The sequence below is a fragment of the Rickettsia rhipicephali str. 3-7-female6-CWPP genome, assembly GCF_000284075.1.
GTDB classification, from domain to species: domain Bacteria; phylum Pseudomonadota; class Alphaproteobacteria; order Rickettsiales; family Rickettsiaceae; genus Rickettsia; species Rickettsia rickettsii.
The window spans coordinates 880,732-906,721 of record NC_017042.1; the positions used below are offsets into that span (position 1 = coordinate 880,732).

Consider the following 25,990-nt stretch of genomic DNA (forward strand, 5'->3'; position numbering starts at 1 on the left):
ATTATCTCTTATTGCTTTAGCAATTTTTTAAATACTTCTTCAGTTAAAACTAGATTAGCATTTTTAATTAAATCATAATCTATTAGTACTTCTTGTTCTTCACATTTTAAATATATTTTATTATTTTCGGCTTTAATTATTTTACCCTGATAACGAGTTTTGCCGTTCAATAATTCTTTAAGTTTGATTTTAACTTCTCTTTCTAAAAATCTATTATAATTTTCAAATTTTACTAACGGACGTTCAAGACCGCTTGATGCTACCTCTAAAGAATATGCAGCTTCTATTAAATCTTCAACATCTAGAATAGCGGAGATAGTCCTACTTGCTTTAGTACAATCTTCCACAGATATTCTTTCGCCGTTTAAGCTATCAATCAATATCTCGACTACTTTAGGGTTAACACCTTTAAACTTAACAAGAACTAACTCAAACCCCATATCCGTCAAGGATTCTTCTATTACGTTTGTTATTTGTTGTTCAATAGTTTGCATATTTGATATTTATAATAAAAAAGGTGGGATAAACCCACCTATCTATAATTTTTATAATGCTTATCCGTAGCAAAAATACACTAATTAGAATATATAAGCAATATTTAACTTTATATTTTTGTAAAACTACATATTCATAAATGGGTAAATACTCGATAATCCCTCTTGTCCGCTCAGAGATGGATCATAGTCTCCTTCTGATAAACAAAATGCTTCTACATGAATTTGAGTATACATAACCCCCACTTTCGCTTCTAATATATGCTACACATGATCGTTAAAAGAATGAGGACCACAAATTTCATCAGTTTCACCTTTTAAAAGGCCTAATAAAAATTCTTCAGCTATTTCTACCGGTATGATAATGTATCACTGTTTTTATTTCTAGTAGAGTGAATAATGTGCATAACGGCAGGAAGCTTAACATTTTCTTCATTTGTTATACTATTAATTCTAGAAATAGAATGGCTTTCTCCCGACCAGCTGCTGATAAGAACGAGATCTTTATTGTTTTCTATATCCGATTCAATATATGAAGGGTGTACTTTTACCAGCTGATTTTCAGAATCAAATAGATAATTTGTTACAGTTCCATTAGGATTTTTCTTTATTAAGCATTCATAATAATGACTTTCTTCATCATGACAGGTTTTTATAACTGTAAATTCACTGTATTTTTCTCCTACTTTAACAGTAATAATTTGCCCATGTTTGTGTGGTATTACTTTTTGTTCATTTTGTCTATAAAATTTTATTTTTGCCGTATTTTTATCAGCACTTTCTATTTCGATTTTTATTTTATGACTTTCAAAACTCTCTATATTATACTTTGCTTTTAATTCATTATATTGCTTCTTTTCAGCACTTACAAAATGCTTTCCTACTATATTTAATATTTCCGTTACCAACTTGTTACCCTCATCTACATTTGATATAAGCTCTTCAGCAACAGGTTGATATAACGCTGAAGGAATATTACGCCCTACATGTATACCAACAATTTTTGATACCGCCCTTTTAAACTTATGATCATTCTCTAATGCTGATTGGATCACTCCTAAAAGATCTACTTCATCTGTTGCGCTATATGAACTTAAAACCTTTAGAATACTACTGCTGGTAAGATTTAAAAAATTTTTCATTGCATTTGGCTGTATTCCTTTCTCAGGTTTTTCAGTATTAAAACTATTACTATTAAAAAATTCATTTACCACTGCTTCATATTTAGTTGCTAAATTTCCATAAAAATTTAAAGATTTAGTAATATCAAAATTCTTAAATAGCTCAGCAGCTTTTCTTATTTCTCTCACTATAGTTGTTCTAGACATTATTACTCCTTTTTTAATAATATAACTTTTACTAAAATATGCATTTAAAATACATATTATGGTAACTAGACTTATATAGACGTTTTTTTATATATTCAAGGTAAAAATAAATAAAATTTTTATGCAGTTAACAAGTTTTACCGACTACGGGTTACGTAGCCTTATATATCTTGCTTCAAAACCGGAAAGAATTTGTAGTGTAAAAGAGATATCAGAGTACTATAATATTTCCCTTAATCATTTGATAAAAGTGATTCATAGATTAGCACAATTAGGATATATTAATAGTAGTAAAGGAAAAGGAGGAGGAATTAAGCTAGCATTTAGCCCTTCTGCCATGAAGTTGGGAGATATAATAGAAAAATTAGAACCTAATATGGATATAGTAGAATGTTTCAATAAAAATACTAATAGCTGCAGAATTACAAATTCATGCCAATTTAAACATTTTATTAAAGAAGCAAGTGAAGCATTTATAAAAACATTGAATAATTATACATTAGAAGATGCAATGATTACTAAAACAATTCAAATTAAGGATAAACTATAGAAAAATAACCGTTTTTCTTTTTCCGCATATTAAAAACTCTTGATTCCCCTTAGCTCCTAGTATTGGACTTGCTATTATACCGAATATTTTAAAATTATGCTCTTTCTCAAGCCAATCTTTGATTTTATCGCATACTTTTTGATGTAAGAGAGGATTTTTAATAATTCCTCCCTGCTCTACTTCATGCTTTTCGACCTCAAACTGCGGTTTTATTAAAGCAATAAGCATGCAATCTTCTTTAACTAAATTTAGTGCAGTCGGTAATATAGTAGTTAAACTAATAAAGCTGGCATCGCAAACAATTAAATCAGGCTTCGTTATTATTTGTTTATCGGTTAAATATCGTGCATTAGTCTTCTCAAGCACCTTAATGTGTGGATTGTCGCGTAATTTAGGATGAAGTTCGCCATAACCAACATCTACGGCAAAAATTAATGTTGCTTTACGCTCAAGTAACACTTCCGTAAAACCGCCGGTGCTACTACCGATATCAATACACACTAAATTTTCGGGATCAATTTTAAAATAATCCAAAGCGGCAATTAATTTTAATGCCCCTCTTGAAACATAATTATGCTTCGGTAGCTTTACCTTAATGTCGGTGTTATTTATATTAACCTGTATCCCAGGCTTAATTAACTGCTCATGCTTATTATGTACTTTACCTTGGATAATCAAGCTTCGTGCTATGGTAATATCTGTTACAAAACCTTTTTGCAGCAAATATTCATCAAGCCTTATTTTAGTCATTACTGTTTCAATTTGAATTTAACTTATGTTATAAGGGCTCATGAGATAGAAAATATACAATTTGTCTAATTGAAAGTTGCAGTTTCAATTAGACATAATATATTTGAGCCATACAATAATGCTGCAACTGAAGGGAACATGGTAATCTAGACAAATATTCAAACCCTAACCAATATATGTCTTTTCTTACCGGCAGAGAGCTTTATCACATTTTTATCGAGTAAGAAATTAGTGTTAATTATCATATTTTCATCTTCGACTAATCTATCATTTATCTTAGCACCATTCCCTCTTATAAGCTTGCGTGCTTCCGATTTAGAGGTAGCAAGCCCTGCTTCATGAAATAATTCATATGCACTAATACCTGCTTGTAATACTTCCTGCTCTAAAACAACGGTAGGTAAATTCTCATCGATTTGTCCTTCTTCAAATATCTTTACTGCAGTTTCTAGAGCTGATTTTGCTGCCTGCTCCGAGTGACAAAGCTTAGTTAGCTCATAAGCAAGCTGTTTTTTAGCTGCATTAATATCTTCTGCCGCTAAACTCTCAAACCTATTAAGCTCTTCTTGAGTGAACTCGCTATATAATTTGGCAAATCTAACTATGTCGGCATCTTCGCAGTTACGCCAATATTGGTAATAATCATACGGGCTTAGCAAATCTTCATTAAGCCATACCGCTCCTGCAGCAGTCTTGCCCATCTTAGCACCGGAGCTAGTCGTAAGTAGCGGTGTCGTCATACCGAATACTTCTTTGCCGCTTATTTTACGAATTAAATCCGCTCCCATTACGATATTGCCCCACTGATCACTACCGCCAAGCTGCAAGCTGCAATTGTAATGCTTGCTTAAATAGTAAAAATCATAGGCTTGCAATAACATATAGTTAAATTCTAAGAAGCTTAAATGCTGCTCACGCTCAAGCCTTAGTTTTACCGAATCCATAGTCAGCATACGGTTTACCGAGAAATAGCTACCGAAATCCCGTAGAAAATCTAGATAATTGAATGAATCTAACCACTCTGCGTTATCCAGCATAATAGCATCACTTTTACCGTCACCGAATTTGATAAACTTCGACAAAGATTTTTTAATGCCTTCGGCATTTTTAGCTATATCTTCTTTGCTTAAAATTTTGCGCACTTCGTCTTTCCAAGTAGGATCACCGATTTTACTTGTACCGCCGCCGATAATTACAATAGGCTTATGCCCGTACTGCTGAAGCAATCGCAGAATCATTATCTGCATTAAACTACCGATGTGGAGTGATGTAGCAGTACAGTCAAAGCCTATATACGCAGCTATTTTTGTTTCTTTCGTTATAGCAGTTAACCGATCCAAATCGGTACATTGATGAAAATATCCTTTATTTATAAATTCTTCTATAAAACGCATATATTATTTCTTATTTTTTAAAAATTCCTTTTTGGCTTTTCTGCTAGGAAATAAAGTGTTAAGGAAAATAGCATCTTTATCACCTTTTATATAAAGTACTGCATATACTTGCGCAATCATTCAAACATATAAAATTTTTTGACCTTTATATTTCTCTTGATTATGATGTAATTTAATATCTAATAAATTACCATCAGCAATCGACTGTATTATTTCTTCAAAGCCTATACCACGCTCATGCAATAACTTAACGTTCTTTTCATGATTATATCTATACTTGGTCATAATATTTAGAGTTTAGTAGCGTCTGAATGAATTAGCATATTAAGATAGGTCTGATAAGGCAAACCATGCTTAGAAGCTTTAATTTTTATTGCTTCTATGTCATGTTCTGCAATCCTAATAGTAACAGATCTTTTTTTACTAAGATGTGCTTTTGCAAATTTTTAAAGCAAAGCTATTTCACTTCTATCATCAATTTTTTGCTGCTTTTCAAAATTATCTTCAATATCTTGTTCGTAAGAATCTAGTTTGATACTCATAATACAACCATTTTCAATGTTATATTTATAATAAAAAATGTATGTACTTTGTCAATACTTGATATATTAGATTATCATGCGAATAGTTATAAATCTGTACATTGGATTTGGTGAAAGAAATTTAATTTAATCTATTTTTAGTTCTCTTTGCATCATAGGAAGTAAAATATAAATCAAAACAGGTAATAAAGCAAATTTAAGCAAAAGTGTAAAATTAAATAATATTGTTGAATTTTTTATTATAGGAAAAGTTTTATAAAAAAGAATAACCAGAATGAAACTAATAATTATACCTATAGTTTTTTGAGCATTATTTAAGATCAAATCAGTATTTAAAACAAATATATACGATACCATAACCCAATATAAGTTCCTATTGGTAATAAAAGCAGTAAGGGAAAAGGACTGTCTTTCCATAAAAAGAAACATATACCTATCACAAAAGCTAATATACAATAATAAGATTTAGCACTATTTCCCCATCTACTTATTTGTGCTTGCATAAAATTACTTCTATAAACTAAAACAATTAACACTCCAAAAATTATACCGCCTTATAACATCATATATACTATGTACTCCAAGATATAGGCGTGAAAGCATAATATTAATAATCATTGTGATAGATATTATTTTTAACGTTTTTGAATTAAATGATAAAAATATTATCATAAAGAAAATAGTAGCCACCTGTACATCTCCACTAGGGAAACCAAATGCTCCATCATTAATAGGTAACATATGTAATATACTAGGCGGACGAGGAATAGAAAAAGCCTTTTTAATAATAACATTCAATAATATTGCAAATGATATAAGCCAGCCTAAATCCAAAAATAATCTCTTTCTTGGATTTAACCAGTAAGCAATCGCAATAATTGTAATGTAAAAATAATCACTAGCGAAAAAGGGAAATATTTTAAACCAGCTAGTTAAATTTCACTTCTAAAATTCAATATCCATTCAGGATTTATTTTAAATAACATCATTACATATAATATTTTTTAGAATAGTATAGACATAACCACATATGAGATAGACGGTCAATGATAGAATATGGTTGTTAGGTATAGTAATAAAAATTTATTTTTTAAGAAATAATTAATATTTTCTCTTGACATGCGACAGTCTATTAGTGCGTAATGCACTTAAGACAAAAAAAGGAACTATCAATAACGCATTATAATATTCAGTTAGAATATATTAATTGATTATTACTTTTTTAGGTAAAAATTAAATTTAATCAAAATTTTTAAAGGGGAAAAATTATGTTTAGCTATCTATTTAAATACAGTTTCTAATAACATATCACCTGAAAAAGTAGTAAATAATTCGACTACATATGCAGGAGTAAAAGTGTCTGAAGCAACATTTGAGTATTTTGCTAATGCTACAGAAGCTGCTGTAGGTTGTGCTGCTACAGCAACCGGTTACGGTTATAAAGTACTTGGTAGTGCTTTTATGGGTGCTTGTGCTTATAAAGTAGTAGCCGGTAAAGTAATGACAGGACACGCTTTTGGATGGGCTATATCTACATTTGTAAAAGCAGCAATATCAACGGCTGCATGGAGATTTTATGCTCATCCTACAGTTGCCATGGGGATTTGTATTGGAGCAGCTCTTGCATATTCGCCGGAGAACACATTTGAGTTATTAAAAAATACGACTTATACAGGAATAGAAGCAGCAAAATTTGCTTATGCAAATACAGCAGGGATAGTGTAAACGGAATAGCCGACTTAGCTCATCTTGTGTATGATAACTTACCAAGCTACAGCGAAACTCCTCAAGTGGATCTAACCGGTAGCATAGAAATTTCATGGGTAGATGCTGTTGCATAAATCTCTAAAATAGCCAATAACTAAAAAAGCTGATTATGTCATTCCTGCAAACCAGGGACGTTGTTACATAAATCGGCGTCATTCCCGCAAGACATTGTTGCGTGAATCAGTAAAATCCACTGTGTCATCCCGTGGTTTGACCACGGTATCCAAAAAAAATAACTTAAAACACTGGGGGTTCCCGCTACTGCAGGAAAACATTGCCTGTGTGGATCGATTCCACCATTGTCACCCCGTAAGGCTGTACCTACTGGGTCCAGTTAAAAATACTAGTATTTTTTTATCATATTTATGGATCCCGTGGTCAAGCCACGGTATGACAACAGGAAATCGATCCACACAGGCAATGCTCCACGGGAATGACATAGAATAAAAACTGTCTTGTTACCTTACTGATATCTGTTATATTTTATAATAATAAAATTTTATTTCGTTGTTTTTAAATGCGTCTTTTTTATTCCTAAAACCCTTTTTCAAAGAGCTACAGTAATATTACCGGCTTGAGCCGTGTCCGGTCCTTCATTTTTTATTTTCTCTATATCCTTACTACTTGGTACTACAACTGCAATATGCCCTGCTCTTTTTGGATTAGAGCATTTTTATATACGGATACCACAAAATATCCTTGATTAGCAAATTTTTGTGCTTGAATAAAACTATCATCACGATTTCCTGCTTTAACAAAATTCCATCCGTTCTTTATTCCGTCTGTTTCAAGCCACTCAGCTTGCTTATTTGATAAAGTAGGTATAAATTCTTTATCGCTTTCAGGATGAGGAAGTCAAGACTGATTTGGAAGCCCCAAGGCTGCACTAGCAACATACGCAAAACAACTACAATGAGTCAAACGCTTTAACTTAGGAGAGTTATATTTTTCTGTTTCTTCTAATAAAGTTTCTCCCAACTTACAATTTATTACATTACCTTTCTGCCACTTTTCCTCAACATTTAAAGAGTTAATTACCGCTAAATTTTTTTTAGCACTTTCCGATATATTGTCTGCTTGTGCAGTCATATTAATCCAAAGTAAGTAAATTATGATTAATTTTATTTTATTCATTTTTTTCTCATATCAATTTATGCACCTCTATATACAATATATAATATGATAATTTATGATAATTCAACTATTAATTGATATTTTATTATTCAGAGAAACATAAAAGAACACTCTATGTTTCTTGACAAATGCTATGCTTTTATATATGCTTCTTCGTATGTTAGCAACAAGAAATAAGGCTTAGAAATAAGTACTTCAAACTTAGCACCCGTAGCTCAATTGGATAGAGTATATGACTACGGATCATAAGGTTAGGGGTTCGACTCCTCTCGGGTGCGCCATTCTTCAATTTCTTTCACTTTTATGAATAAATCAAACGGCGGACGTAGCATAAAATCAAGCTTTTCAGGTTTAAGTGTTAGGTTAGCAAAAACTAATAAAGGTGGTAGAAAAACGATGCGGGCAGCATTATATATGGCAGCTGTTACGTCTGTAAGATATAAATTCTGCAGTTAAACCTTTTTATAAAAGACTTGTAGAAAAAGGAAAAGCCAAAAAGTTAGCTCTTATCTTGACTTCTTAAACACAATTACCTATGTAAAGGATAAAGAACTTAAAGGCTTAGTGAAATGCCGTAAGCTGGAACGGGCTATATTTTGAGCGAGGTGGATTTAGCTTTACCAAGTGAAAAGAAACACATTTATTCCCGGGAAATAAAGATTTTTCTTCTATATAGAGTTATCTCCCAGTTGAGATATTTCTTTTTGACTGATCGTTTAAAGCTTTCCGTTGTACCATACTATTACCTTTAGTGCTTGCCCTTATGTTAACCATTCCTGTTGAAATGGCACTTCCCATATTTAAAGCTTTCTGTAGTATTTTCTAAGTATGTGACTAAATCCTATATCATGTTTTTACTGTTTTCTAAGTTTTTCTCTAAATTAACCAGATGACTAGAGCCGACACTTGCAATTACATTATATCCTTTACCACGCATCTCATTAATTACGCTCGTCATATATTGTTCACGATTCTCATTATAAAGCGGTGTATCTTTTAAGTGTTTTAGATTTTTACCTTCTAAACTGATAATTTTAATTTTATTTTCTTTAGCTATCTTATATAAAAGAGCATCTTGTAATATAGGTGTATTTTCTAGTTCTGCAGGTAGTGTTGTAGGAGTATCAGGATTTTTTTCATTATACTCTAATATAGTTGTTATTTTAATTACGTCTTGCATACCGAGATTTTCGCCATATTGCTTACGTTCAATAGCTATTACCGTATTTTTATTAATAGTACCTGCTTGAATTTCAGCGATTAGTGCTTTAGTGTTATTAGTATGATCAGTTAAATGATTATGTTCTGCTCTACTTTCTACTGAGCCTGTTTTTGCAGCTGCTTTTGTATCAATTGCTTTAAAATCTATATTTGCCGTAATTACCGCTTCCCTATCAAACTTATTCAGTAACTCTTTATTATCATTTACAGCCGCTAAACGCTCGGTTCAATTATATTTTCCATTTACATTTAGCTCTTCTTGTAATAATAAATTAGTAAGGTTTTCTTTTTCGACGCGAGTAAGATTACTAAACTGCAAGTTTTTGACTAGATCAAAAAGTATGGGCATCACCTCATCAAAGTTGCTTACTTTAAGTTTTTTACTTAACTGCTTCTTAACACTGCTATTAAGTGCCTCATCTTCGCTATCACTTAGCGTTAACTCTTCATTCTCACTGGCACTATGTTTGCGTTTATTTGTATTTATGCTAGAACTTTTACGTGGCGACTCATTATCCGGTAGGTAATATGTTCCTATTAAATATTAGTTCTTCCTCACTACTGCTGCTAGATAATAAGTCTTGAGAAGCGCTAGAGCTTTTACTTTACAACTCCTCAATACTGTTAGGTGTAGAGCTCATTTCATCACTTTCTACATCATCAGTAGCAACAGAGCTTGGAGTATCTTGAGGTGAGCTGCCAAGTGGTTGAAAACGGGAAGAAGTAGGATTTAGGCTTTTTGAAGGGACTGCCGTAATGTTATCATAAAAATTTATAGGTTTACGGATTATACTTAGTTCTTCGTCGCTGTTATTATCTTTTTTTAGGTTTATTTTGTGCTTCAGCTTCACTAGAAGAAGTGTCAGCAGTCAATTTCTTTTGTTTCTGTTTTTTCAAAGGTTCATTTTCTTTATCTTTGCTATGTTCTTTCTCCGGGTTTATTTTAAGCGGGGCGTCCTTAATCTTGAATTCCCCTTTTCCTATATATCTTACTATACCGTTAATTGCTATTTTCTTCTCCTGTTCTGATAAAGCGTTATATTTTTCATATGCTGTTTTACCTAGAAAATCTTCTAACCAGTCAGGATTTTTTCTTATAGCATCTATTAAAGCCCATTCATATCCTACTCCATTTCCTCCGCTAGTAGTAATATTAAGCGGTATTAAGTGTTTTTGTTTACTCTTATCAGTAAAATGCAAATCTACATTTTTCTTTATTTATAATTAAATCACAACTAATATAACAAAATTTAGACAATCCTATGTATATTTCCGCACTTAATTGATTATCATGATCTGGAAGTTGTGCTTTTATTACTGTATTATTCTCATTTCATCAAATCTCTTCTAGCTCTAGCTACTGCCTTAACTACTTTTGGACTTGCACTGGTTACATTACAGACTTTTTGTTGAACCTCTTGATTATTTATTCGGATATTTTTCTAGCTCTTGCAAAATGCGTGGTAATATACCCTTATGGTCACTATTATTTTTATAATAATATTGTGCAGCATCTAGAAGTAGCGCTTTTCGTTGAGTAGGAGTAGATAGATTTTGTTGTTGTAGAAAATTTTTTTTCTCTTCTGTAGGTAAAGCTGTGTAAGTAGCATAATCGTGTAAATATTTAAAAACTTTTGTGGTATGTGTCTCAATTTGTTCAACTTTATTTGTGTTCACAACTAGAATTATGTAATTCGTTGAACGCTACTAAAATTTGTTTGCCGTCAAAACATACGGCACTACATTGGCTATTATATTGAATTAACCTACCTAAGGCATCAAAGCGTCTATTTTGTAAAGGAGTATCATTTTCTTTTATAATCTTTGAGTTAAGTCGAGTACGGAAAGCATATGCAAAATTCTGCAGATTTGAGTTGTTGTTGTCATTTAATAGCCCATGGGTAGGATTCTCGTCAGCAAATCCAACATGAAATGCCATATAAGAAACAAGTTCTTTTGGAATAATCTTTTCTGTTTTACCTGCTAAAACCGCTAGAACTGCTAATTTTTTAAAACTTTCATCAAGGGCTTCACTATTATTTTTGTGTATTTTCTTATAGTGTTCAGTAAGGATTTTTAAGGTAGATATAGATTCGTTTAATATAATACTTTTTAATAAAGCCTCTCTCGATTTTTTATCTCTTATGATATCCTCTACTGTCTGGCTATCTACATATTTAACAAACTCTACTGTTAACCTTTCATTCTGTGCATTTGTTAGATTTGCCATATAAATATTATTTTATAATTTTAATTATTTTCTCCTAAAGCCTCAACGCTTTTCTCAAATATTGAATTATCAAATTACCGTCTACTAAAATCGTCATGTTACCTGGAATGCTTTTTAAGCTTTCCGCACCAAAATTGGTTATGTTATTATCTCTTAGATCTAATTCCTTTATATGTTGTAGGTGATCTTTGTGATAAAGAAATACTGTAGCAAGATAGATAGGCGGCTCCTAAATCTCCTAATTTAATGTTCATAAGAGCTAATTTTTTTAGAGAATTGTTTTTTGTAGCATGTTCGCTATTACTTCAAAACCTAGATCTCCTATTTCAATATTATTGCTTATTAGTAAAGTTTCTAACGCTTTATTTTCGGTTAATGCAGTAGTAAGTTCTTTTATATTATTATGGGTTAAATTATTGTTATTAAGATTTAGAGTTTTTAACCATGGCTTTAATTTTAAAGGAGATGCTATATATTTTATTCCATCCCCTAAGTTATTTGTTTTAAATCTAAAGTATCAATAGCTGTTGAGGTTAAAAACTTCTAATTACTTCTACACTTTTTTCGGAGATTCTTGTTTCATTTAATATTAATTATATTTTAGCCATTAAAGCATGAAGTAATTTTATGACTCCCTCGTTTCTAAGGTTATTATACCCTAAATTTAACGACATTAATTTTGCAATGCTAATATTATTTGCGATAACGTCTATCCCTTCGGCAGTAATATTAATTTGTCCTATATCTAAGGATTTTAACGGTAGTTTTGAATGAAACAACTCACTAATAATTGCTGCTCCTTTATTTCCTACTTCACTACTACCTAATGCTAAAGAACTTAAATTAGGGTGGTTTTTAATAGCATCTATTAATATTCTTAAATCTTCTATTTTCAGCGAAATAGAATTTAAAGATAAATATTCAAGAGAGGTATTATAATATCTAAAGAAGTAGAATTCAGGTTTAAATGTGATATTTAATTTAACTTTACAATTTTGCTTAGATTTTTTATATCATCGTTACTAAGGTTACTGCCATATAAATCAATTTCTTTTACTACAGTATTTTTCTCTAAAGTTTTAATTACAATTGACAAAAAACTACTATCTTCTTCATAAGGTAAGTTCTACACGAACAATTTCAGGATCATTATTCTTACTGCAACAATAAATCATTTCGACTGAGGTCAATTTTTTGTCTTTTGGGAGACTCATCTTTCTTAACATCATCTATGCTAGGTCAAACTGTTTATTCCAAAGGACGTTTTAAATCTTCTCTCTTCTTTAACTCTTGTACCACTTCTCTCATATTAAACTCTTGTTTTAAATTAATAATATTTTTCTAATTCTGTATTTCTATTTTAGAATTATTAATAAATTACTAAATTTTTTATATTTTTCAACTTATATTTTATGTTTATGAGATTATACTGATCATCTCTTCTAATATATTTAAGTAATGAAGTTAGATATGGTTTGAGAATTGTACGAAATTTTTAATGTTGCAGTGAATGGAAAATATGTTCTAATTAGCAACCAACGTAAATTGATCTTTCATGATAAGACTCCATATTACGCACTAATAAGCCAAACATAACTATAAATGTTATTGCCATTACAATTATAATTAAATCATAATCTGACAACAAAAATAATAATTTATTCTGACTTTATACTTTACTAGGAAGCTAAGCTAGATGAGTATTTATTTTTAAAAAAATTATAAGATATTTATATAAGTTAACACATAAATTAAATATTCTCAAATGTAATCTAAATAAAAAGTAATATAATTTAATAAACTGTAACTTTTTTAGCCGGTGGCTCCACTTCCAATGATGAAATGCCTTTAATTGGGTAAGCGGTACCACCATATATAGTACCGGACAATTTTTAAAAAGCCTTCGATGTCATCCCCGCAAAAGTAGGGAATGCAGAGAAAAAGCTTAATAGAAAAAAAGCAAATAACAAAACAGAATGAAGTTGCTTCAATATAAGGTAACCAATAGTTACTAATATATTTAAAGTTAAAAATTATTTTGTTATTACAATTTTATAATTTTTGCTTTAATTATAATCAACTATTATTAATAACAATAGACTTATTGCATAACTTGTTTCTAAAGGTAATTTGTACGTCAATCCGATGCTCAAATCCTCACGTACTATATAGTGTACGCTACAGTGCTGTGCTTCGTGTTTCCTTCAAATGCCTTTTTATTAAAACTACGTTATGCAATAAGTCTAATAAAAAATAACTTTTTACGGAAGATATAAACTCTTGGAAAGAAAAGTTTGAAGTTTGCGTTTATGCTAAGAAACTACTTGATAAACTTGAATATTTAAACACTAAAGCAAAAAACCCCGTCGATATAGAGGAAGTTAAAAAAGGCATTTTCTATACTCGTAAATATCACGGCTCACAAATGCGTCAGTCGGGCGATCCGTATTATTCGCATCCAATCGAAGTGGCGATTATGGTAGCAGAGTTTACAGCTTATAAAGAAACAAAATTTTTCACAGCCGATATTATTATTACTAGTTTACTACATGATACTATAGAAGATACTAATCTTACTAAAGAGATGAAACTGAAATTTTTAATAAAGATATCGCTCACAATGTAGAAGCATTAACAAGAATTAAAATTGATACTAAAATTAGTGCTGCAGATACGATCAACTTTTTGTATTGTAGTGCTAAAATAGAATTAATTATTGTAAAACTATTTGATCGTCTTTATAATTTACAAGCTTTAGGAGCAAAATCTATAGAAAAACAAATAAAAATTATTAAAGAAACACTTATTGCATTTTTACCTATTACTATAAGTTATCAGCTAGAAAATAAAATTGTTCATCTTTATTTAAATGTCTTAAGCGCGTTAGAAAATCATTATGATTTTTATTCTAATAATAATTTCCAGCATTTATCTCTAACTTTTTAAAATGATTTATACCAAAACCATAACCCACGAGAACAGGCAAAATTATAATTAATAGCCCCCAGTAAGCAAAATAATTTGTTAGGAAAACAATGCCAAAGCATACATTAAAGCACGTGAAATTGCAAAAATAACGCTAGTATATAAAAAACGTTTAAAAACAGGAAAGTTCATACAGAAAATAGCAAATGCTGTAAATCCTGTAGGAGCACATACCCCAATAAATGCTTGAAAAATAAATAATTGGTAAGCAGTAGTTATATTATTTAATAAAGTAGGGATAACTAAGGAAAAAAAAGCTAAATATAATTATCAAAAGTCTTTTTAATTCTTCTTCTAGCATCGACAAATTCAGGAGTTTCTCTTAAATTTGTTCTAGCTATAGAACCAATAAAAGCAACAATAGCACCACAAAAAATGCTAAACGCTAGTTTAAACTATAAGAGGTAACTAAGGCTACTATTCCTAGAGCAAATTTTGCTCCTAATGTTCCAAAAACTCCGATAATAGATACAGCCATGTATCTTGCAGGTAGCTGTATAGTTTCTGCTAAATATAATTCCGCACCTACTATTTCACCCATAGAAGCCATTCCTTGAATAACTCGACAAGCTGTTACTAAACCATACAGCTTTAATTCCTATTACTTCATATGAGGGCAAAGTAGCCATAATTAACAAGATATAGACATTATAGTAGTAATAATTGTTGTTTTACGTCCTATAGTGTCTCCTATCCAACCAAATATTAAAGCTCCAAAAGGTCTTAATAAATATGTTAAACAAAAAGCAGATGTAGAATAAATAATTAACATATTCAATCAAAGCTACTGAAGCGACAATTATAGCTAAATTAATAAAACGATTTAATTTTGATTGAGGAAAATCAAAATATTTAAACAGTCCCCCAGAAATAGTAAAACCGAGTAATCCCCAAAATACCGTCCATACCCAAGCAAGACAATTCACATCAATAATTTTAAGATAAGCTACCATCGGTACAGTTAATAGCCATAAAAACGCTCCAAACATATAAGGGTATTTTTGAATAATCTCTTCTTTGGTTACACTATATATAACAGCAATAACCATTATTCCAATTGTTATAGATGCAATAATATCAACCGGATAATGATAGCCCTTATTATAAATCAGCGAAAATCCCATACCGGTTAAAATCACTACTATTATTATTCTTAATAAGGAATATCTAATATTTGCAAAAAACCAACCGTAAAATACTACGCCGCTGCTCATATGACCGCTAGGGAAAGCAAAACCTTTAATATTTAGAGCAGGATTCAAAGGTATTTCAAATGTATATTTTAACAATATGAGTAGTAACTACTAACTCTGCTTGCTTCACATAATTAGCTTTAATATTTTCTAAAGTTTTTTTCTTTCTATCTAAACGCTTATCTTCTTTTACTTCTAAAGTTTCTTTTCCAACATTGTAAGCAACGGCTAATAAAGAAAGTGCAGCAAGCCCAACCCCGACGGGAGTGGGATTAAGGACTAACGATACTGCGATGCCGCCAATTCTAGCCGCACGTCTTACTGCTTTACTACCTAATGTTTTATATGTTTTCTCTAGAACATTTGCTGCAGTTTCACCACCGGGTAGTGTCCTGATTTTATTTAATGCCTTATCGGCTAAACCGGGACTTGGGGGACCTTTTTCTTTAATTTTTGCACCTTGCTGAAGTTTATCAACCGGATCATAAGCTTTTGCTACTTTTTCTCCCACGTTAATTACTCCTTCTACTAATATGAGTAGGACTAGCGATAACTTTGCTGCCCTCCTGTACCACTTCGATTGCTACTCCACTTGCAGCGATTCCAGCACGAGCAACTCTACTAGCACCGTAAAGTGCCGTATCCTCTTGCAGCGTTCTTTTTCCTGCTGGCTTATTTTACAATTGCCGTTCCTGTGGAGGCTCAGAAGCTTTTGTTTGTGCTGCTTCTAAAAGCTCTACTCTTTCAGGGGTATTTATTGAAGATTTAAGCTTATTATCTTCTGCTGCATTTTTTATTCCTTCTTCAGGAGTATTAATAGATGATTTACTGCTTAAATTTTCTTTACTCATGCATATCTCATAAAATTATGTTCTATGTTATTTCACATTCTATGTCATTCCCGCGAAAGCGGGAATCCATCTTTTAAAAAATATAAACAAACAATGCTTTTATCGATTCTTGATTACTGGATTCCCACTTTCGCGGGAATGACATCAGCACTAGCTAGAAATGATACAAAAGAACACTCACCTCTTCCCCATCGCATAGCTAGTAATCAAGTTTTTTACAGGTTTAAAATTATTTATCACCTTAAATCCTATTTGTCTTAAACATCTTAAATTTTTGGAATAATTTGAAAAAATATTATTTAACTCATCAGTCAGCTTATACATAATAAAATTATCCTCTTGCCTTAGCTTTTGATATTCTTGTAATGTGCCATTATTACTAACTATCATACTCAAAATCTCTATATCCTTTATGCCCTGATTAAGCCCTTGTCCGGCGAGCGGATGTACTGTGTGGGCAGTGTCGGCAATAAGCACTATACGGTTATGAAAATATCTATTTGCTATACGGGCTTTTAGTGGAAAGCTACTAATCTCACTATCAATAGTAATTTTACCTAGGGAATTACCGGCATTTCTTTGAGTTAAAAATCTAACTTCTTCTACAGGCAAATTAACAATTAAAACAGCCTGATCAGAAGAAGTGGACCATATTACGGATGAAGCATATTGATCTTTTAAAGGCAGCAAAGCAAAAGGACCAAGCGGCAGGAAATGCTCCATAGCACAATTTTCATGCGGCTTTTCATGCTTAATATTAAATGTAAGAGCAGTTTGATAAGGTTTCTCAATTTCATTAGCAAAGTAATAAGACCTCACTTTTGAATTTGCTCCGTCACATATAATTAATAAATTACACTTAATTTGTTTATCATCAAATTTTATAATCGAGTAGTCATTATGGCTTATAACCTCTTGATATTGATTATTATCAATTAATGTTATCAACGGATTATTAGTTATTTTTGACAATAGCATTTTTTTAAAGTCGCTATTCTTAACCACATATCCAAGTACAGCGTCAACGTCATTTCGTAAGTCTAATATCTCTGAATCCTTATTATCTACTACATATATGTCTTGCATTTCTGCTACACACTGCTCAAGCTCTTCCCATATATCAATAGAGAATAAGAAATTTTTAGAATGCGGCGTTAAAGCAGTAGTTCTTATATCTTTAAAAAACTCTGGGCTTTTTACCGATTTACTCTCAAATATAGTAGTTTTTATACCCTTTTGTGCAAAAGAAAGCGCCGTTAGCATACCGCTAAGACCGCACCCTAAAATTACCGTATTAGACATCTTCCCAAACTCTACTTCTAGAGGTAATTTGGAAAGATGTCTATCAATCTGTTTTTTTTTCATTCGATTCATTTATGAAATATTTTAAATATCCGTTTGTTGCTATAAAGCTTAGAAGAAAATAAATAATTGCTATATCCAAATATGAACTATTGCCTGAGTATAAACCTAAACAACAAATAAATAAACTCGCTAAAGTCGTAAAGCTATTTAAAATCAATAAATTTGTAAAAATATCCGTTTTGCTGATAAAGAGGTAGGTTATTAAGCAAATAAATAATGAAATAATAATTAAAAAGATGTTAAGCATAATTTTTAAAATCGGTTTTACTGTTGGATACACAATCGTCGTCGTCATTGCGAGGAAATTGCATAGCAATTAACGAAGCAATCTCAGGAGCTTGTCATTATTTCATGAGATTGCCACACTCCCTACGGTCGCTCGCAATGACGACTTGGATATCCTACCCCTCTCATTATATATAATCATTTATAACACTACAAACTGCAAATAAAATTAATTAAAATTCCTTAAATAATTTTAATATTATGTAATCTTAGCCAACCTTTACATTATAAATAGCTATTGTGACAAAAATGTTATAAAAAAATGTTGCTTTCTTTTACATTCGGCATTAACGTATATATATTTAGGTTCTTGCGTATGATTTCTAATTGATTTACTATTTCACGATATTTTTTGCTGCAATTATAAGATTTTTTTGAAATATGAATAACTAATTTTTTCAAAAAAATCTTATAATTTGCAGCAAAAAATATCGTGAAATAGTAAATCAATTAGAAATCATACGCAAGAACCTAATATTAATATTTTTAAGGTAAATTGTAATGTCACAACTAGATGTTTTAATAGTAGACGATGAAGAGAGTATACGAAATCTCATTGCTGCAAATTTGAAAGATGAAGGTTTTAACCCTAAGGTTGCCGCTAATAGTACTCAAGCCCTTAAAATACTTTCCGAAAAACCGGTCTCTGCAGTTATACTTGATATTTGGCTTCAAGGAAGCGAAATTGACGGGCTTGGAATTTTAGAGATAATTAAAAAACGCTATCCTTTAATGCCGGTAATAATTATTAGCGGTCACGGTACTATAGAAACAGCAGTAAATGCTATAAAAATGGGTGCTTACGATTATATAGAAAAACCGTTTAATAATGATAAATTAGTTATTTTACTTACAAGAGCTTGTGAAGTAACAAAGTTAAAACGCGAAAATATAGATTTAAAATCAAAGGTTATAGATAAAACTGAATTAGTAGGCGGATGTTCGGTAACTTTAAAATATAAAATGGAAATAGAAAAGGCAGCTAACTCTAGCAGTCGTATAATGATTCACGGTAAAGTCGGTAGCGGTAAAGAACTTGCAGCAAGATTAATTCATAAACAATCTAAAAGGGTTAATAATCCGTTCATTATTTTCAGCCCTACCTGTATGACTACGGAAAAAATCAATCAAGAATTATTCGGCGAATCGGAAAAGCAGGCAAATAATAATAAACGACGCCCTACTATCTTAGAATTTGCCAATAACGGTACTTTATATATAGATGAGGTCAGTAATATTCCTATTCCTATCCAAGTAAAATTATTAAAATTCCTTAAAGATCAAACTATTACAAAACCTTGCGGAAAAAATATTAAAGTTGATATAAAAATTATCACCGGTACTTCTAAAAATATCCAAGATGAAATTAATAACGGCAAATTCCTAGAAGATCTATATTATCGCCTTAATGTATCCTCTCTAAAAGTACCTTCATTATATGAAAGAAAAGAAGATATACCGCTACTCGTTAAATATTTTGTTAAGCAACTTTCAAAATTTTCAGGTTTAAAAGAACGTAGCTTTGCCGATGAAACTATCTCTGCTCTTCAATCCTATGAATGGCCAGGCAATATTAGACAATTACGTAACGTTGTTGAATGGACTTTAATTATGAATCCGTTAACTACAGGTAGTAAGGAAATTATCAAACCTTATATGATACCTTCTGAAATATTAGCAAATAGTACTAATCTTACAAAACTTGAAGATAGCTTTGATATGTTATCTATGCCGCTTAGAGAAGCTAGAGAAGTTTTTGAGCGTCAATATCTATCGGCACAAATGAGTCGTTTTAATAATAATATTTCAAAAACATCCTCATTTGTCGGTATGGAAAGATCGGCTTTGCATCGTAAATTAAAATTATTAAGCTTACATATACCTCCTACAAATAGAATACATGAAGAAGAATATGAGGAAGCAAATGCTTAAAGTCATATCAATAATTACTATTTATTTGTTATTAAGCAACTGCTCCGAATCTACTCGTGATGCGAACGGATTACTTACGGATAGCCAAAGCACGGTAATTCGGAATTATATAATATCGCAAAATGCTAAAAACCTTAAAGTGAACCTTAAAGAGAAGTTCGGTTCAAATTTAAAAGGAGTAAAATTAATAGGAGTAAAGCTAATAAATGAAGATTTATCAGGAATAGATTTGACTTCCTGCGAAATATTACGTGCTGATTTTGCAGGTAGCAATTTAGAAAAAGCAATACTTACAAATGCTATAATTCAAGAAAGTAATTTTGCAGATTCGGTAATAAAAAATATTTCCGGATATAATTCTGACTTTCAAGGTTCAATTTTTCACAATATAACATTACAAAATACAAATTTTGTTCAATCAAATTTTAGCGATACTGCTTTTAATAAAACTACTATAATAAATGTCAACTTTGAAAATTCTAAATTTAGTCATGTATTATGGAGCAATAATACTATCGACGGTGTTAATTTTCAAAAAGCTAACCTAAAGAATAACAGCTTTAAAAATACTAATATAACAAATTCAATATTTTACGGTACGAATTTAGAAAAAAGTGTAATAAATAATACCAATTTTACTAATAATTATTTTGAATCTAGCGACCTAAGTCAAACGAAATTAACAGCAGTAATAATTAAGGATTCTAACTTCACACAAAGTATTTTTAATGAAGTAAATTTTAATAACGTACAAAGTAATAACTCTTTCTTTTCATACACTTCCTTTCAAGATTCAACATTACAAAATATTAGCCTTACTAAATGTGATTTACAAAATAGTACAATTAGTAGTTCAGTTTTAAATCATTTTAAAATCGATAATGCTATATTAAATAATATGAGTCTAAACGATAATAAATTTAATAATTTATCAATAAAAAATAGTAATGCTAATTTTGTAAGGATTAATAAAACTAAAGGCTCAAATATTACTTTAGATAATATTAGCTATACTAATAATATTTTTAGCAATAATGATTTTAAACAATTTATAGTGATTAATAGTGACTTAAATAGCAGTGAAATAATAAACTCAAATATAACTAACGGACAATTTAATAATATAAATTTTTCTAAATCTTTAATACAAAACGTAAATTTTTCAGATGTTAAAATTACTTTAGGCAATTTAAACCAAGTAGCTCTAATAAATTCCAATCTAACAAATACTGTGGTTATTAACTCCATCCTTTCTAATTCGCAAATAAATAATATTAACTACCAAGCGTATTCCGGTTTTATTAATACTAATGTTTCTAATAATATTATTTTAAATAGTGATAATTCGAGCAAAATTCTACCAAATAATATAGTAATAAATTCGGTAAAAGATTTGCAAAAAATAACTCACTTAGCAAATATGAATTTAACAAATTTTGACTTGAGCAACTTAATATTTGATAGAGTAGATTTTTCAAATAGTATCTTTAAAAATGCTAACCTAACAAATACGGTAATAAAAAATTCCATTTTAAAAGAGGCTAATTTTTCTGCAGCAATACTTACTAAAACAGATTTTTCAAACTCAATATTAACAGATAGTATATTTAAATCAACTAAAATTGATCAGGCGCGCTTTAATAATTCCGACCTAACAAATACCGATTTTACCGAAGCAGCAATTAAAGATACTTCGTTTGATAAAGCTAAGACAAGCGGAATGAAAGGGGTAGAATAATTTTTAAATACCTTGGTCCTTATAAGAACATTCAGTATGTCATCCCCGCGTGGCATTGTTGCGTGGATCAGTAAATGCTCTTTATGTCATTCCGCGAAAGCGGGAATCCAGTAAAACATATAAAAAATTTTTTATATGCTTATTTTGTTAAAGGTATAATTTTGTCCAATATTAAGGGTTATTTTTCTAGATTCCTGCTTTCGCAGGAATGACATAGCATTTACCTTTGGTTGCTCTTTGAAGACCTTGCTTTATTAGTAGGAGTATTAGACGGTGTAAATGAATTATTATTTATAAAAGCAGTAGGACTTTGCTGCTTCATTCTATTAATAATTTGTTGTTGTTTAAGATTATTTATCTTTTGTTTTCCGGCTATCCTTATAGATTTAGTAATTTTGGCAGTTTCTACAAATATTTCCTTAGGAGTTTGTAGCTGATCAATTCGCTCATAATGTTTTTTAAGAAACTCTTCTTTTATCTTTGGCTTTATTCCTTTCAAATCAATATATGTTCTATATAACTTCTTTAATTTTATTTGTTGCTTGGAAGATTTTTGAGAAAGTGATTTAATCGAATTAACAAAACTACTACCTATTTCTTTTATAATATTAACTGCAGGCGCAGCTATTTTCTTTATTCCTTCATAAATTTTACCTAACCCACTAGCAATAACATCTAATAATTTAGGCGCATATTCTTTAGATATAGGGGGTATATCCCTAATAATATCTCTCGCTTCAGTTAGATTATTAGCTAAATGGAGTAATGCTTTTTTCTCCTCTAACTCGGTAGAGCGATTAGCATATGAACTAGCTATATCTGCCTGAGCATCTATAGTATCGGTAATTATTGATTTAGTATCATTAAAAGAAAGATCTATAGGTGTCTTTTTTTGCGTTATAGGGCTGTCTTCTCTTAATTTATCTAGCCTATCACGTATTGCTTGGTCTTTTTGATCATTAAGGCTTTTACTTTTTTGTTCTAGTTTAAGCTCAGATTGCAGCTGCTCAATTAGATCATCTACTTCATTACCGGATTTTTTCGTGGGGATATAAGGTCTATCTTGGAGCTTTGCAAACCTTTCTTCTAATTCTTCAAGTGATGGAGGAGTGCCTTTAAGTTTTGCTAGTCTTTCTTCTAATTCTTTTATTATTTGATCGTCCTGCTTTTTCTTAGACATATATACCTCTATAATAATTCCTAGGTTTTGTAAAAGAAAATTAATAAGATTTTTGCAATAATAGTTATTCCTATTTCAAAAAAATCTTATGATTTACAACAAAAAATAGATTAATTTAATTTTCCGCACGTAAAGCCTAGTTATTAATAACATAAACTACTAACTAAAATAAAGTATTTTTTGATATGAGTTAAGATATAATTATATAAAGGCTAGCATTACCCGCGTGGGTCAGTTCTACCATTGTCACCTAGTTTCTGGATCACGGAGTCTAGTTAAAAATACTAATATTATTAGTATTTTAAGTTGTTTTCTGGATACCGCACAATTCAGCTAATTCTGCACATACCTTATTTTCTCATATAACTTTAAACATTTTTCTTTTTTAACCATTCCCTAACTTCGTCAGTAGTGTAAGTTTTAAAATCAGGGGCATTAATTCTTTGCAAAGCAATTTTAGCATCTTCTGAATCTTTTTGTATTTCCTGTAGATAATATTCAATTGCTTTACGGACTATTATATACCCTTTTGATCTGTCTAAGTTTTTTGCTGACTATGTAAACTATTATTTAGTTCGTCCGGAGAACAGTTAAATTCAGTCTTGCCATCTTGTGACCTATCTTTAATTAATAACACATTACGACACATAATAGCACAAACTACAAACTGAAAAAAGCTATAAATACTTATCCAACACGTCCGACATAATTTTACGAGCTACAGGGGCGGCGGCTTTACTACCGCCTCCGCCATGATCAATAAAGACGGTAACAGAATAACTAGGATCGTGATAAGGAGCGAAGCCTAAGAACAAGGCATGATTACGCCTCTCCCAAGCAATAGATTTACGGCTTAAATCATCTTTAGCATTTAGTTTGCCTTGCACCTGCGAAGTACCGGTTTTACCAGCGAGCTGCTTATTTTTGCCTAAAATTCTATTATAATACGCCGTACCTCCCGCAACATTAACGGTATTATACAAACTTTCTTGGATTATTGTGATATTTTCGGGCTTAATATTGACATTATAAAATTCCGGATCATTTTTTAATATTCTAGGCGTATACAGTTTACCGTTACTTGCAATAGCCGTAATAAACCTTGCAAGCTGCATCGGTGTTACCCCTAAAAACCCCTGTCCGATTGCTAAATTAAAACTATCTCCTATTGACCAAGGAAGCTTTAACTTTTTCTTTTTCCACTCTTTTGACGGTACAAACCCGCTACTTTCAGGAGCTAAATCAATACCGGTTTTTGAGCCGAGGCCAAATTCTCTTGCAACTTCAAGAATTTTATCCGGACCTATTATTCTTGCTAATTCATACATATAAATATTACAAGAATGCTTTAAAGCAGACATCATATCTAACGTTCCATGTCCGCTATGATTCCAACATCTAAAACTATTAGTACCAAGAGCAGAGCTACCGTCGCAAAAAACGGTTTTATTAGGATTAATGCCTACTTCAAGAGCTGCAAGTACGGTAATTATTTTAAAAACCGAGCCTGGAGGATAAGAATTTTGTATTACCTTATTAATTAAAGGCTTATAAGGATCACTCGTTAAACTTTGCCAATAATTTTCCGATAATTTACTGAAATGATTTGATTCAAAACCCGGGGTGGAAGCACAAATTAGTACATGTCCGGTTTTAGTATCCATAACTATTGCCGAAGAACCTTTGGGATTTAAATATTGCTGGATATTTTGCTGAAGAGACGCATCGATATTTAAATGCATATCTTCACCCGATTTAGTAGGGATTCCTGCTATTTCTCTTACCTGCTTACCGTAAGCGTTTACTTCAACTTTTTTATAACCAAATTCTCCTCGTAGTTTGTTATCGTAATATTTTTCAATACCGGATTTACCGATATTAAAATTGCTTAAACTATGTATATTTAATTCCCGCTTCTCTTGCTCATTTATTTGACCAAGATAACCGATTAAATGAGAAGTAACGCTTGAAAAAGGATAAAACCTTAAATAACCTATATCAATAAATATTGAAGCGAGTTTATGCTTTTGTTCTTCAATCATTGATACTTGCTGCCAATCAAGCTGATCAAATATTATTAAAGGAGTGTGGCGACTAGATTTTTTAATTTTTTGCTTAATATAATTATATTTTTCCGGAGATAAATTTAGAATATTACTAATTATTTCTAATTCATCCCTATAATTACTATTAATGCTCCTATCTATTACTAGCTGATAACATGGTTTATTAGTAGCTAAAATATTGCCGTCTAAATCGTAAATTCTTCCTCTAGTCGGTGGAAGTACAACGAAATTAATACGATTCTTATCCGATAAAGTCTTATATTCTTCGCTTTTAATAAGCTGTAAATAAAACATTCTTATTCCAAGCAACGATAAAAATCCGAGTTTACCTAATCCAATTATAAATGCTCTTCGTGAAATTAACTCACCATGTAGTATTTTCTTATTTAGCATACTTTTTAAAGTAATTCATAGGAGAATCAAGTATAAGACGAATTATATTATAAGAAAATATAGTTGTTAAAAATTGAAAAAAAATTATTAAATATCCGTCTGCTTCTAGTTCTAGCTTCTTGATTGTTATTAGTAAATATTTAAAATTCAATATAAATAAACAATAAAGGCAAAAAATAATGAAATTTATTAAATAGTTTTTAGCTACAAAATATTTTGAAGATAATTTATAAATCGTATATGCCGATAAAAAAACTAGCGAATTTGTACCGATAGGCATACCGCTTATTTGATCTATAAATAGACCGAGAAAAAATATGCTAAAAATATTTAAGGAATATAACGACATAAAATAATAAATAAATATAATTTCCATCGCCGGAAAGATTCTGCTTTGAATACTTATTTTATAACTCACTAACGGAAATAATATTATAAAAAAACATAGCAAAGCAAACAGCAATTTTAATATTATTTGTAAGCTATTTTTATATATTTCCTGTTTTATCTTTAACATAAATAGTTTTTTGTTATATTAGTTTTGTACTGTGTCATACCATGGCTTGATCGGCAATTAGGTTGTCATCCCACG

At 30.7% G+C, this 25,990-nt stretch carries 24 protein-coding genes, 1 tRNA gene and 7 pseudogenes; 8 read left to right on the forward strand and 24 right to left on the reverse strand.

What is annotated here, in order from left to right; genetic code table 11:
• Positions 1-8 precede the first annotated feature (8 nt).
• The gene (rimP, locus tag MCC_RS04800) at positions 9-494 is read right to left on the reverse strand and encodes a ribosome maturation factor RimP (protein ID WP_014408777.1); all 486 of its coding nucleotides are present in this window, start codon (positions 492-494) and stop codon (positions 9-11) included.
• A 350-nt stretch (positions 495-844) separates the two neighbouring features.
• On the reverse strand, positions 845-1,822 hold the full coding sequence (locus MCC_RS09560; RefSeq protein WP_014408778.1) for a hypothetical protein: 978 nt from the start codon (positions 1,820-1,822) through the stop codon (positions 845-847).
• A gap of 121 nt (positions 1,823-1,943) precedes the next feature.
• On the opposite strand from MCC_RS09560, the gene MCC_RS04810 reads away from it, so the two are divergent.
• The gene (locus tag MCC_RS04810; protein WP_014408779.1) at positions 1,944-2,372 is read left to right on the forward strand and encodes an Rrf2 family transcriptional regulator; all 429 of its coding nucleotides are present in this window, start codon (positions 1,944-1,946) and stop codon (positions 2,370-2,372) included.
• On the opposite strand, the gene MCC_RS04815 is transcribed toward MCC_RS04810, so the two are convergent.
• From MCC_RS04815 to MCC_RS10460, 5 genes and pseudogenes are all read right to left on the reverse strand, one after another.
• Complete coding sequence (locus tag MCC_RS04815) at positions 2,367-3,122, reverse strand: TlyA family RNA methyltransferase (protein ID WP_014408780.1); 756 nt, start codon at positions 3,120-3,122, stop codon at positions 2,367-2,369. The genes MCC_RS04810 and MCC_RS04815 overlap by 6 nt on opposite strands.
• A gap of 158 nt (positions 3,123-3,280) precedes the next feature.
• On the reverse strand, positions 3,281-4,516 hold the full coding sequence (gene tyrS / locus MCC_RS04820; protein WP_014408781.1) for a tyrosine--tRNA ligase: 1,236 nt from the start codon (positions 4,514-4,516) through the stop codon (positions 3,281-3,283).
• A 3-nt stretch (positions 4,517-4,519) separates the two neighbouring features.
• Positions 4,520-4,801: pseudogene (locus tag MCC_RS09015) on the reverse strand (hypothetical protein).
• Between the two features lie 5 nt (positions 4,802-4,806).
• Positions 4,807-5,058: pseudogene (locus MCC_RS04830) on the reverse strand (CopG family antitoxin).
• Positions 5,059-5,571: 513 nt separating this feature from the next.
• Positions 5,572-5,892, reverse strand: coding sequence for a phosphatase PAP2 family protein (locus tag MCC_RS10460; RefSeq protein WP_014408785.1), 321 nt, complete (start codon positions 5,890-5,892; stop codon positions 5,572-5,574).
• 693 nt (positions 5,893-6,585) lie between these two features.
• Between MCC_RS10460 and MCC_RS04845 the strand changes: the two are divergent.
• Positions 6,586-6,899, forward strand: a pseudogene (locus MCC_RS04845) (hypothetical protein).
• Positions 6,900-7,680: 781 nt separating this feature from the next.
• Here the strand turns inward: MCC_RS04845 and MCC_RS10465 are convergent.
• Complete coding sequence (locus tag MCC_RS10465) at positions 7,681-7,959, reverse strand: hypothetical protein (protein ID WP_014408786.1); 279 nt, start codon at positions 7,957-7,959, stop codon at positions 7,681-7,683.
• Between the two features lie 204 nt (positions 7,960-8,163).
• Here MCC_RS10465 and MCC_RS04855 point away from each other — a divergent pair.
• Positions 8,164-8,240 (forward strand) — tRNA-Arg (locus tag MCC_RS04855).
• Positions 8,241-8,262: 22 nt separating this feature from the next.
• Entirely contained in the window at positions 8,263-8,415 is a 153-nt protein-coding gene (locus MCC_RS04860; RefSeq protein ID WP_014365665.1) for a transposase, read from the forward strand.
• Positions 8,416-8,800: 385 nt separating this feature from the next.
• Here the strand turns inward: MCC_RS04860 and MCC_RS04865 are convergent, their stop codons facing one another.
• The 6 genes and pseudogenes from MCC_RS04865 to MCC_RS11215 all read right to left on the reverse strand — a co-directional run bounded on the left by MCC_RS04865 (position 8,801) and on the right by MCC_RS11215 (position 11,630).
• Positions 8,801-9,139 carry a hypothetical protein gene (locus MCC_RS04865; protein WP_014408787.1) on the reverse strand — a complete coding sequence of 113 codons (339 nt, stop codon included), beginning with the start codon at positions 9,137-9,139 and terminating at the stop codon, positions 8,801-8,803.
• A 646-nt stretch (positions 9,140-9,785) separates the two neighbouring features.
• A complete protein-coding gene (locus MCC_RS04870) occupies positions 9,786-10,031 on the reverse strand; it encodes a hypothetical protein (protein ID WP_014408788.1) in 246 nt (81 codons plus the stop codon).
• Positions 9,994-10,438 (reverse strand): annotated as a pseudogene (locus tag MCC_RS04875) (hypothetical protein). Before MCC_RS04875 ends, MCC_RS04870 begins: the two are co-directional and overlap by 38 nt.
• 164 nt (positions 10,439-10,602) lie before the next feature.
• A complete protein-coding gene (locus MCC_RS10470) occupies positions 10,603-10,857 on the reverse strand; it encodes a hypothetical protein (protein WP_041405432.1) in 255 nt (84 codons plus the stop codon).
• Complete coding sequence (locus MCC_RS10475; protein ID WP_231288664.1) at positions 10,844-11,410, reverse strand: hypothetical protein; 567 nt, start codon at positions 11,408-11,410, stop codon at positions 10,844-10,846. The genes MCC_RS10470 and MCC_RS10475 overlap by 14 nt, the downstream gene beginning before the upstream one ends.
• Before the next feature lie 34 nt (positions 11,411-11,444).
• On the reverse strand, positions 11,445-11,630 hold the full coding sequence (locus tag MCC_RS11215) for a hypothetical protein (protein WP_408005721.1): 186 nt from the start codon (positions 11,628-11,630) through the stop codon (positions 11,445-11,447).
• Positions 11,631-11,700: 70 nt separating this feature from the next.
• On the opposite strand from MCC_RS11215, the gene MCC_RS11220 reads away from it, so the two are divergent.
• Positions 11,701-11,934, forward strand: a complete 234-nt coding sequence (locus tag MCC_RS11220) for a hypothetical protein (RefSeq protein WP_014408790.1) — start codon at positions 11,701-11,703, stop codon at positions 11,932-11,934.
• A 69-nt stretch (positions 11,935-12,003) separates the two neighbouring features.
• On the opposite strand, the pseudogene MCC_RS04895 reads toward MCC_RS11220, so the two are convergent.
• Positions 12,004-12,601 (reverse strand): annotated as a pseudogene (locus MCC_RS04895) (hypothetical protein).
• Positions 12,602-13,682: 1,081 nt separating this feature from the next.
• On the opposite strand from MCC_RS04895, the pseudogene MCC_RS04900 reads away from it, so the two are divergent.
• Positions 13,683-14,356 (forward strand): annotated as a pseudogene (locus tag MCC_RS04900) (HD domain-containing protein).
• 424 nt (positions 14,357-14,780) lie between these two features.
• On the opposite strand, the gene MCC_RS10480 reads toward MCC_RS04900, so the two are convergent.
• From MCC_RS10480 to MCC_RS04930, 6 genes and pseudogenes are all read right to left on the reverse strand, one after another.
• The gene (locus MCC_RS10480) at positions 14,781-14,945 is read right to left on the reverse strand and encodes a hypothetical protein (protein ID WP_014408791.1); all 165 of its coding nucleotides are present in this window, start codon (positions 14,943-14,945) and stop codon (positions 14,781-14,783) included.
• 121 nt (positions 14,946-15,066) lie between these two features.
• The gene (locus tag MCC_RS04910) at positions 15,067-15,684 is read right to left on the reverse strand and encodes a phosphatase PAP2 family protein (RefSeq protein ID WP_014408792.1); all 618 of its coding nucleotides are present in this window, start codon (positions 15,682-15,684) and stop codon (positions 15,067-15,069) included.
• 61 nt (positions 15,685-15,745) lie between these two features.
• A pseudogene (locus tag MCC_RS04915) lies at positions 15,746-16,039 on the reverse strand (hypothetical protein); the annotation flags it as partial.
• 226 nt (positions 16,040-16,265) lie between these two features.
• On the reverse strand, positions 16,266-16,439 hold the full coding sequence (locus tag MCC_RS11225; protein ID WP_014365659.1) for a hypothetical protein: 174 nt from the start codon (positions 16,437-16,439) through the stop codon (positions 16,266-16,268).
• 177 nt (positions 16,440-16,616) lie between these two features.
• Positions 16,617-17,804, reverse strand: coding sequence for a 2-octaprenyl-6-methoxyphenyl hydroxylase (gene ubiH, locus MCC_RS04925; protein WP_014408794.1), 1,188 nt, complete (start codon positions 17,802-17,804; stop codon positions 16,617-16,619).
• On the reverse strand, positions 17,785-18,051 hold the full coding sequence (locus tag MCC_RS04930; protein ID WP_014408795.1) for a monovalent cation/H+ antiporter complex subunit F: 267 nt from the start codon (positions 18,049-18,051) through the stop codon (positions 17,785-17,787). Before MCC_RS04930 ends, ubiH begins: the two co-directional genes overlap by 20 nt.
• Before the next feature lie 539 nt (positions 18,052-18,590).
• Between MCC_RS04930 and MCC_RS04935 the strand changes: the two genes are divergently transcribed.
• Positions 18,591-20,021: a sigma-54-dependent transcriptional regulator gene (locus tag MCC_RS04935; RefSeq protein ID WP_014408796.1), complete on the forward strand. Its 1,431-nt coding sequence runs from the start codon at positions 18,591-18,593 to the stop codon at positions 20,019-20,021.
• Entirely contained in the window at positions 20,014-21,759 is a 1,746-nt protein-coding gene (locus MCC_RS04940; protein ID WP_014408797.1) for a pentapeptide repeat-containing protein, read from the forward strand. The genes MCC_RS04935 and MCC_RS04940 overlap by 8 nt, the downstream gene beginning before the upstream one ends.
• Before the next feature lie 220 nt (positions 21,760-21,979).
• Here MCC_RS04940 and MCC_RS04945 read toward each other — a convergent pair whose 3' ends face one another.
• From MCC_RS04945 to MCC_RS04955, 3 genes are all read right to left on the reverse strand, one after another.
• Positions 21,980-22,939 carry a hypothetical protein gene (locus tag MCC_RS04945; RefSeq protein WP_014408798.1) on the reverse strand — a complete coding sequence of 320 codons (960 nt, stop codon included), beginning with the start codon at positions 22,937-22,939 and terminating at the stop codon, positions 21,980-21,982.
• A gap of 677 nt (positions 22,940-23,616) precedes the next feature.
• Positions 23,617-25,398 (reverse strand): penicillin-binding protein 2, encoded by a 1,782-nt coding sequence (gene mrdA, locus MCC_RS04950; protein ID WP_014408799.1) that lies wholly within the window; start codon positions 25,396-25,398, stop codon positions 23,617-23,619.
• Positions 25,388-25,915, reverse strand: coding sequence for a hypothetical protein (locus MCC_RS04955; protein WP_014408800.1), 528 nt, complete (start codon positions 25,913-25,915; stop codon positions 25,388-25,390). Before MCC_RS04955 ends, mrdA begins: the two co-directional genes overlap by 11 nt.
• Positions 25,916-25,990: the final 75 nt, after the last annotated feature.

Coding starts and splice junctions, on each gene's coding strand:
- rimP (WP_014408777.1), bottom strand. CDS start 494: ATGCAAACTATTGAACAACAAATAACAAACGTAATAGAAGAATCCTTG.
- MCC_RS09560 (WP_014408778.1), bottom strand. CDS start 1,822: ATGTCTAGAACAACTATAGTGAGAGAAATAAGAAAAGCTGCTGAGCTA.
- MCC_RS04810 (WP_014408779.1), top strand. CDS start 1,944: ATGCAGTTAACAAGTTTTACCGACTACGGGTTACGTAGCCTTATATAT.
- MCC_RS04815 (WP_014408780.1), bottom strand. CDS start 3,122: ATGACTAAAATAAGGCTTGATGAATATTTGCTGCAAAAAGGTTTTGTA.
- tyrS (WP_014408781.1), bottom strand. CDS start 4,516: ATGCGTTTTATAGAAGAATTTATAAATAAAGGATATTTTCATCAATGT.
- MCC_RS10465 (WP_014408786.1), bottom strand. CDS start 7,959: ATGAATAAAATAAAATTAATCATAATTTACTTACTTTGGATTAATATG.
- MCC_RS04860 (WP_014365665.1), top strand. CDS start 8,263: ATGAATAAATCAAACGGCGGACGTAGCATAAAATCAAGCTTTTCAGGT.
- MCC_RS04865 (WP_014408787.1), bottom strand. CDS start 9,139: ATGCAAGACGTAATTAAAATAACAACTATATTAGAGTATAATGAAAAA.
- MCC_RS10475 (WP_231288664.1), bottom strand. CDS start 11,410: ATGGCAAATCTAACAAATGCACAGAATGAAAGGTTAACAGTAGAGTTT.
- MCC_RS11220 (WP_014408790.1), top strand. CDS start 11,701: ATGTTCGCTATTACTTCAAAACCTAGATCTCCTATTTCAATATTATTG.
- MCC_RS10480 (WP_014408791.1), bottom strand. CDS start 14,945: ATGGCTTCTATGGGTGAAATAGTAGGTGCGGAATTATATTTAGCAGAA.
- MCC_RS11225 (WP_014365659.1), bottom strand. CDS start 16,439: ATGAGTAAAGAAAATTTAAGCAGTAAATCATCTATTAATACTCCTGAA.
- ubiH (WP_014408794.1), bottom strand. CDS start 17,804: ATGAAAAAAAAACAGATTGATAGACATCTTTCCAAATTACCTCTAGAA.
- MCC_RS04930 (WP_014408795.1), bottom strand. CDS start 18,051: ATGCTTAACATCTTTTTAATTATTATTTCATTATTTATTTGCTTAATA.
- MCC_RS04935 (WP_014408796.1), top strand. CDS start 18,591: ATGTCACAACTAGATGTTTTAATAGTAGACGATGAAGAGAGTATACGA.
- MCC_RS04940 (WP_014408797.1), top strand. CDS start 20,014: ATGCTTAAAGTCATATCAATAATTACTATTTATTTGTTATTAAGCAAC.
- MCC_RS04945 (WP_014408798.1), bottom strand. CDS start 22,939: ATGTCTAAGAAAAAGCAGGACGATCAAATAATAAAAGAATTAGAAGAA.
- mrdA (WP_014408799.1), bottom strand. CDS start 25,398: ATGCTAAATAAGAAAATACTACATGGTGAGTTAATTTCACGAAGAGCA.
- MCC_RS04955 (WP_014408800.1), bottom strand. CDS start 25,915: ATGTTAAAGATAAAACAGGAAATATATAAAAATAGCTTACAAATAATA.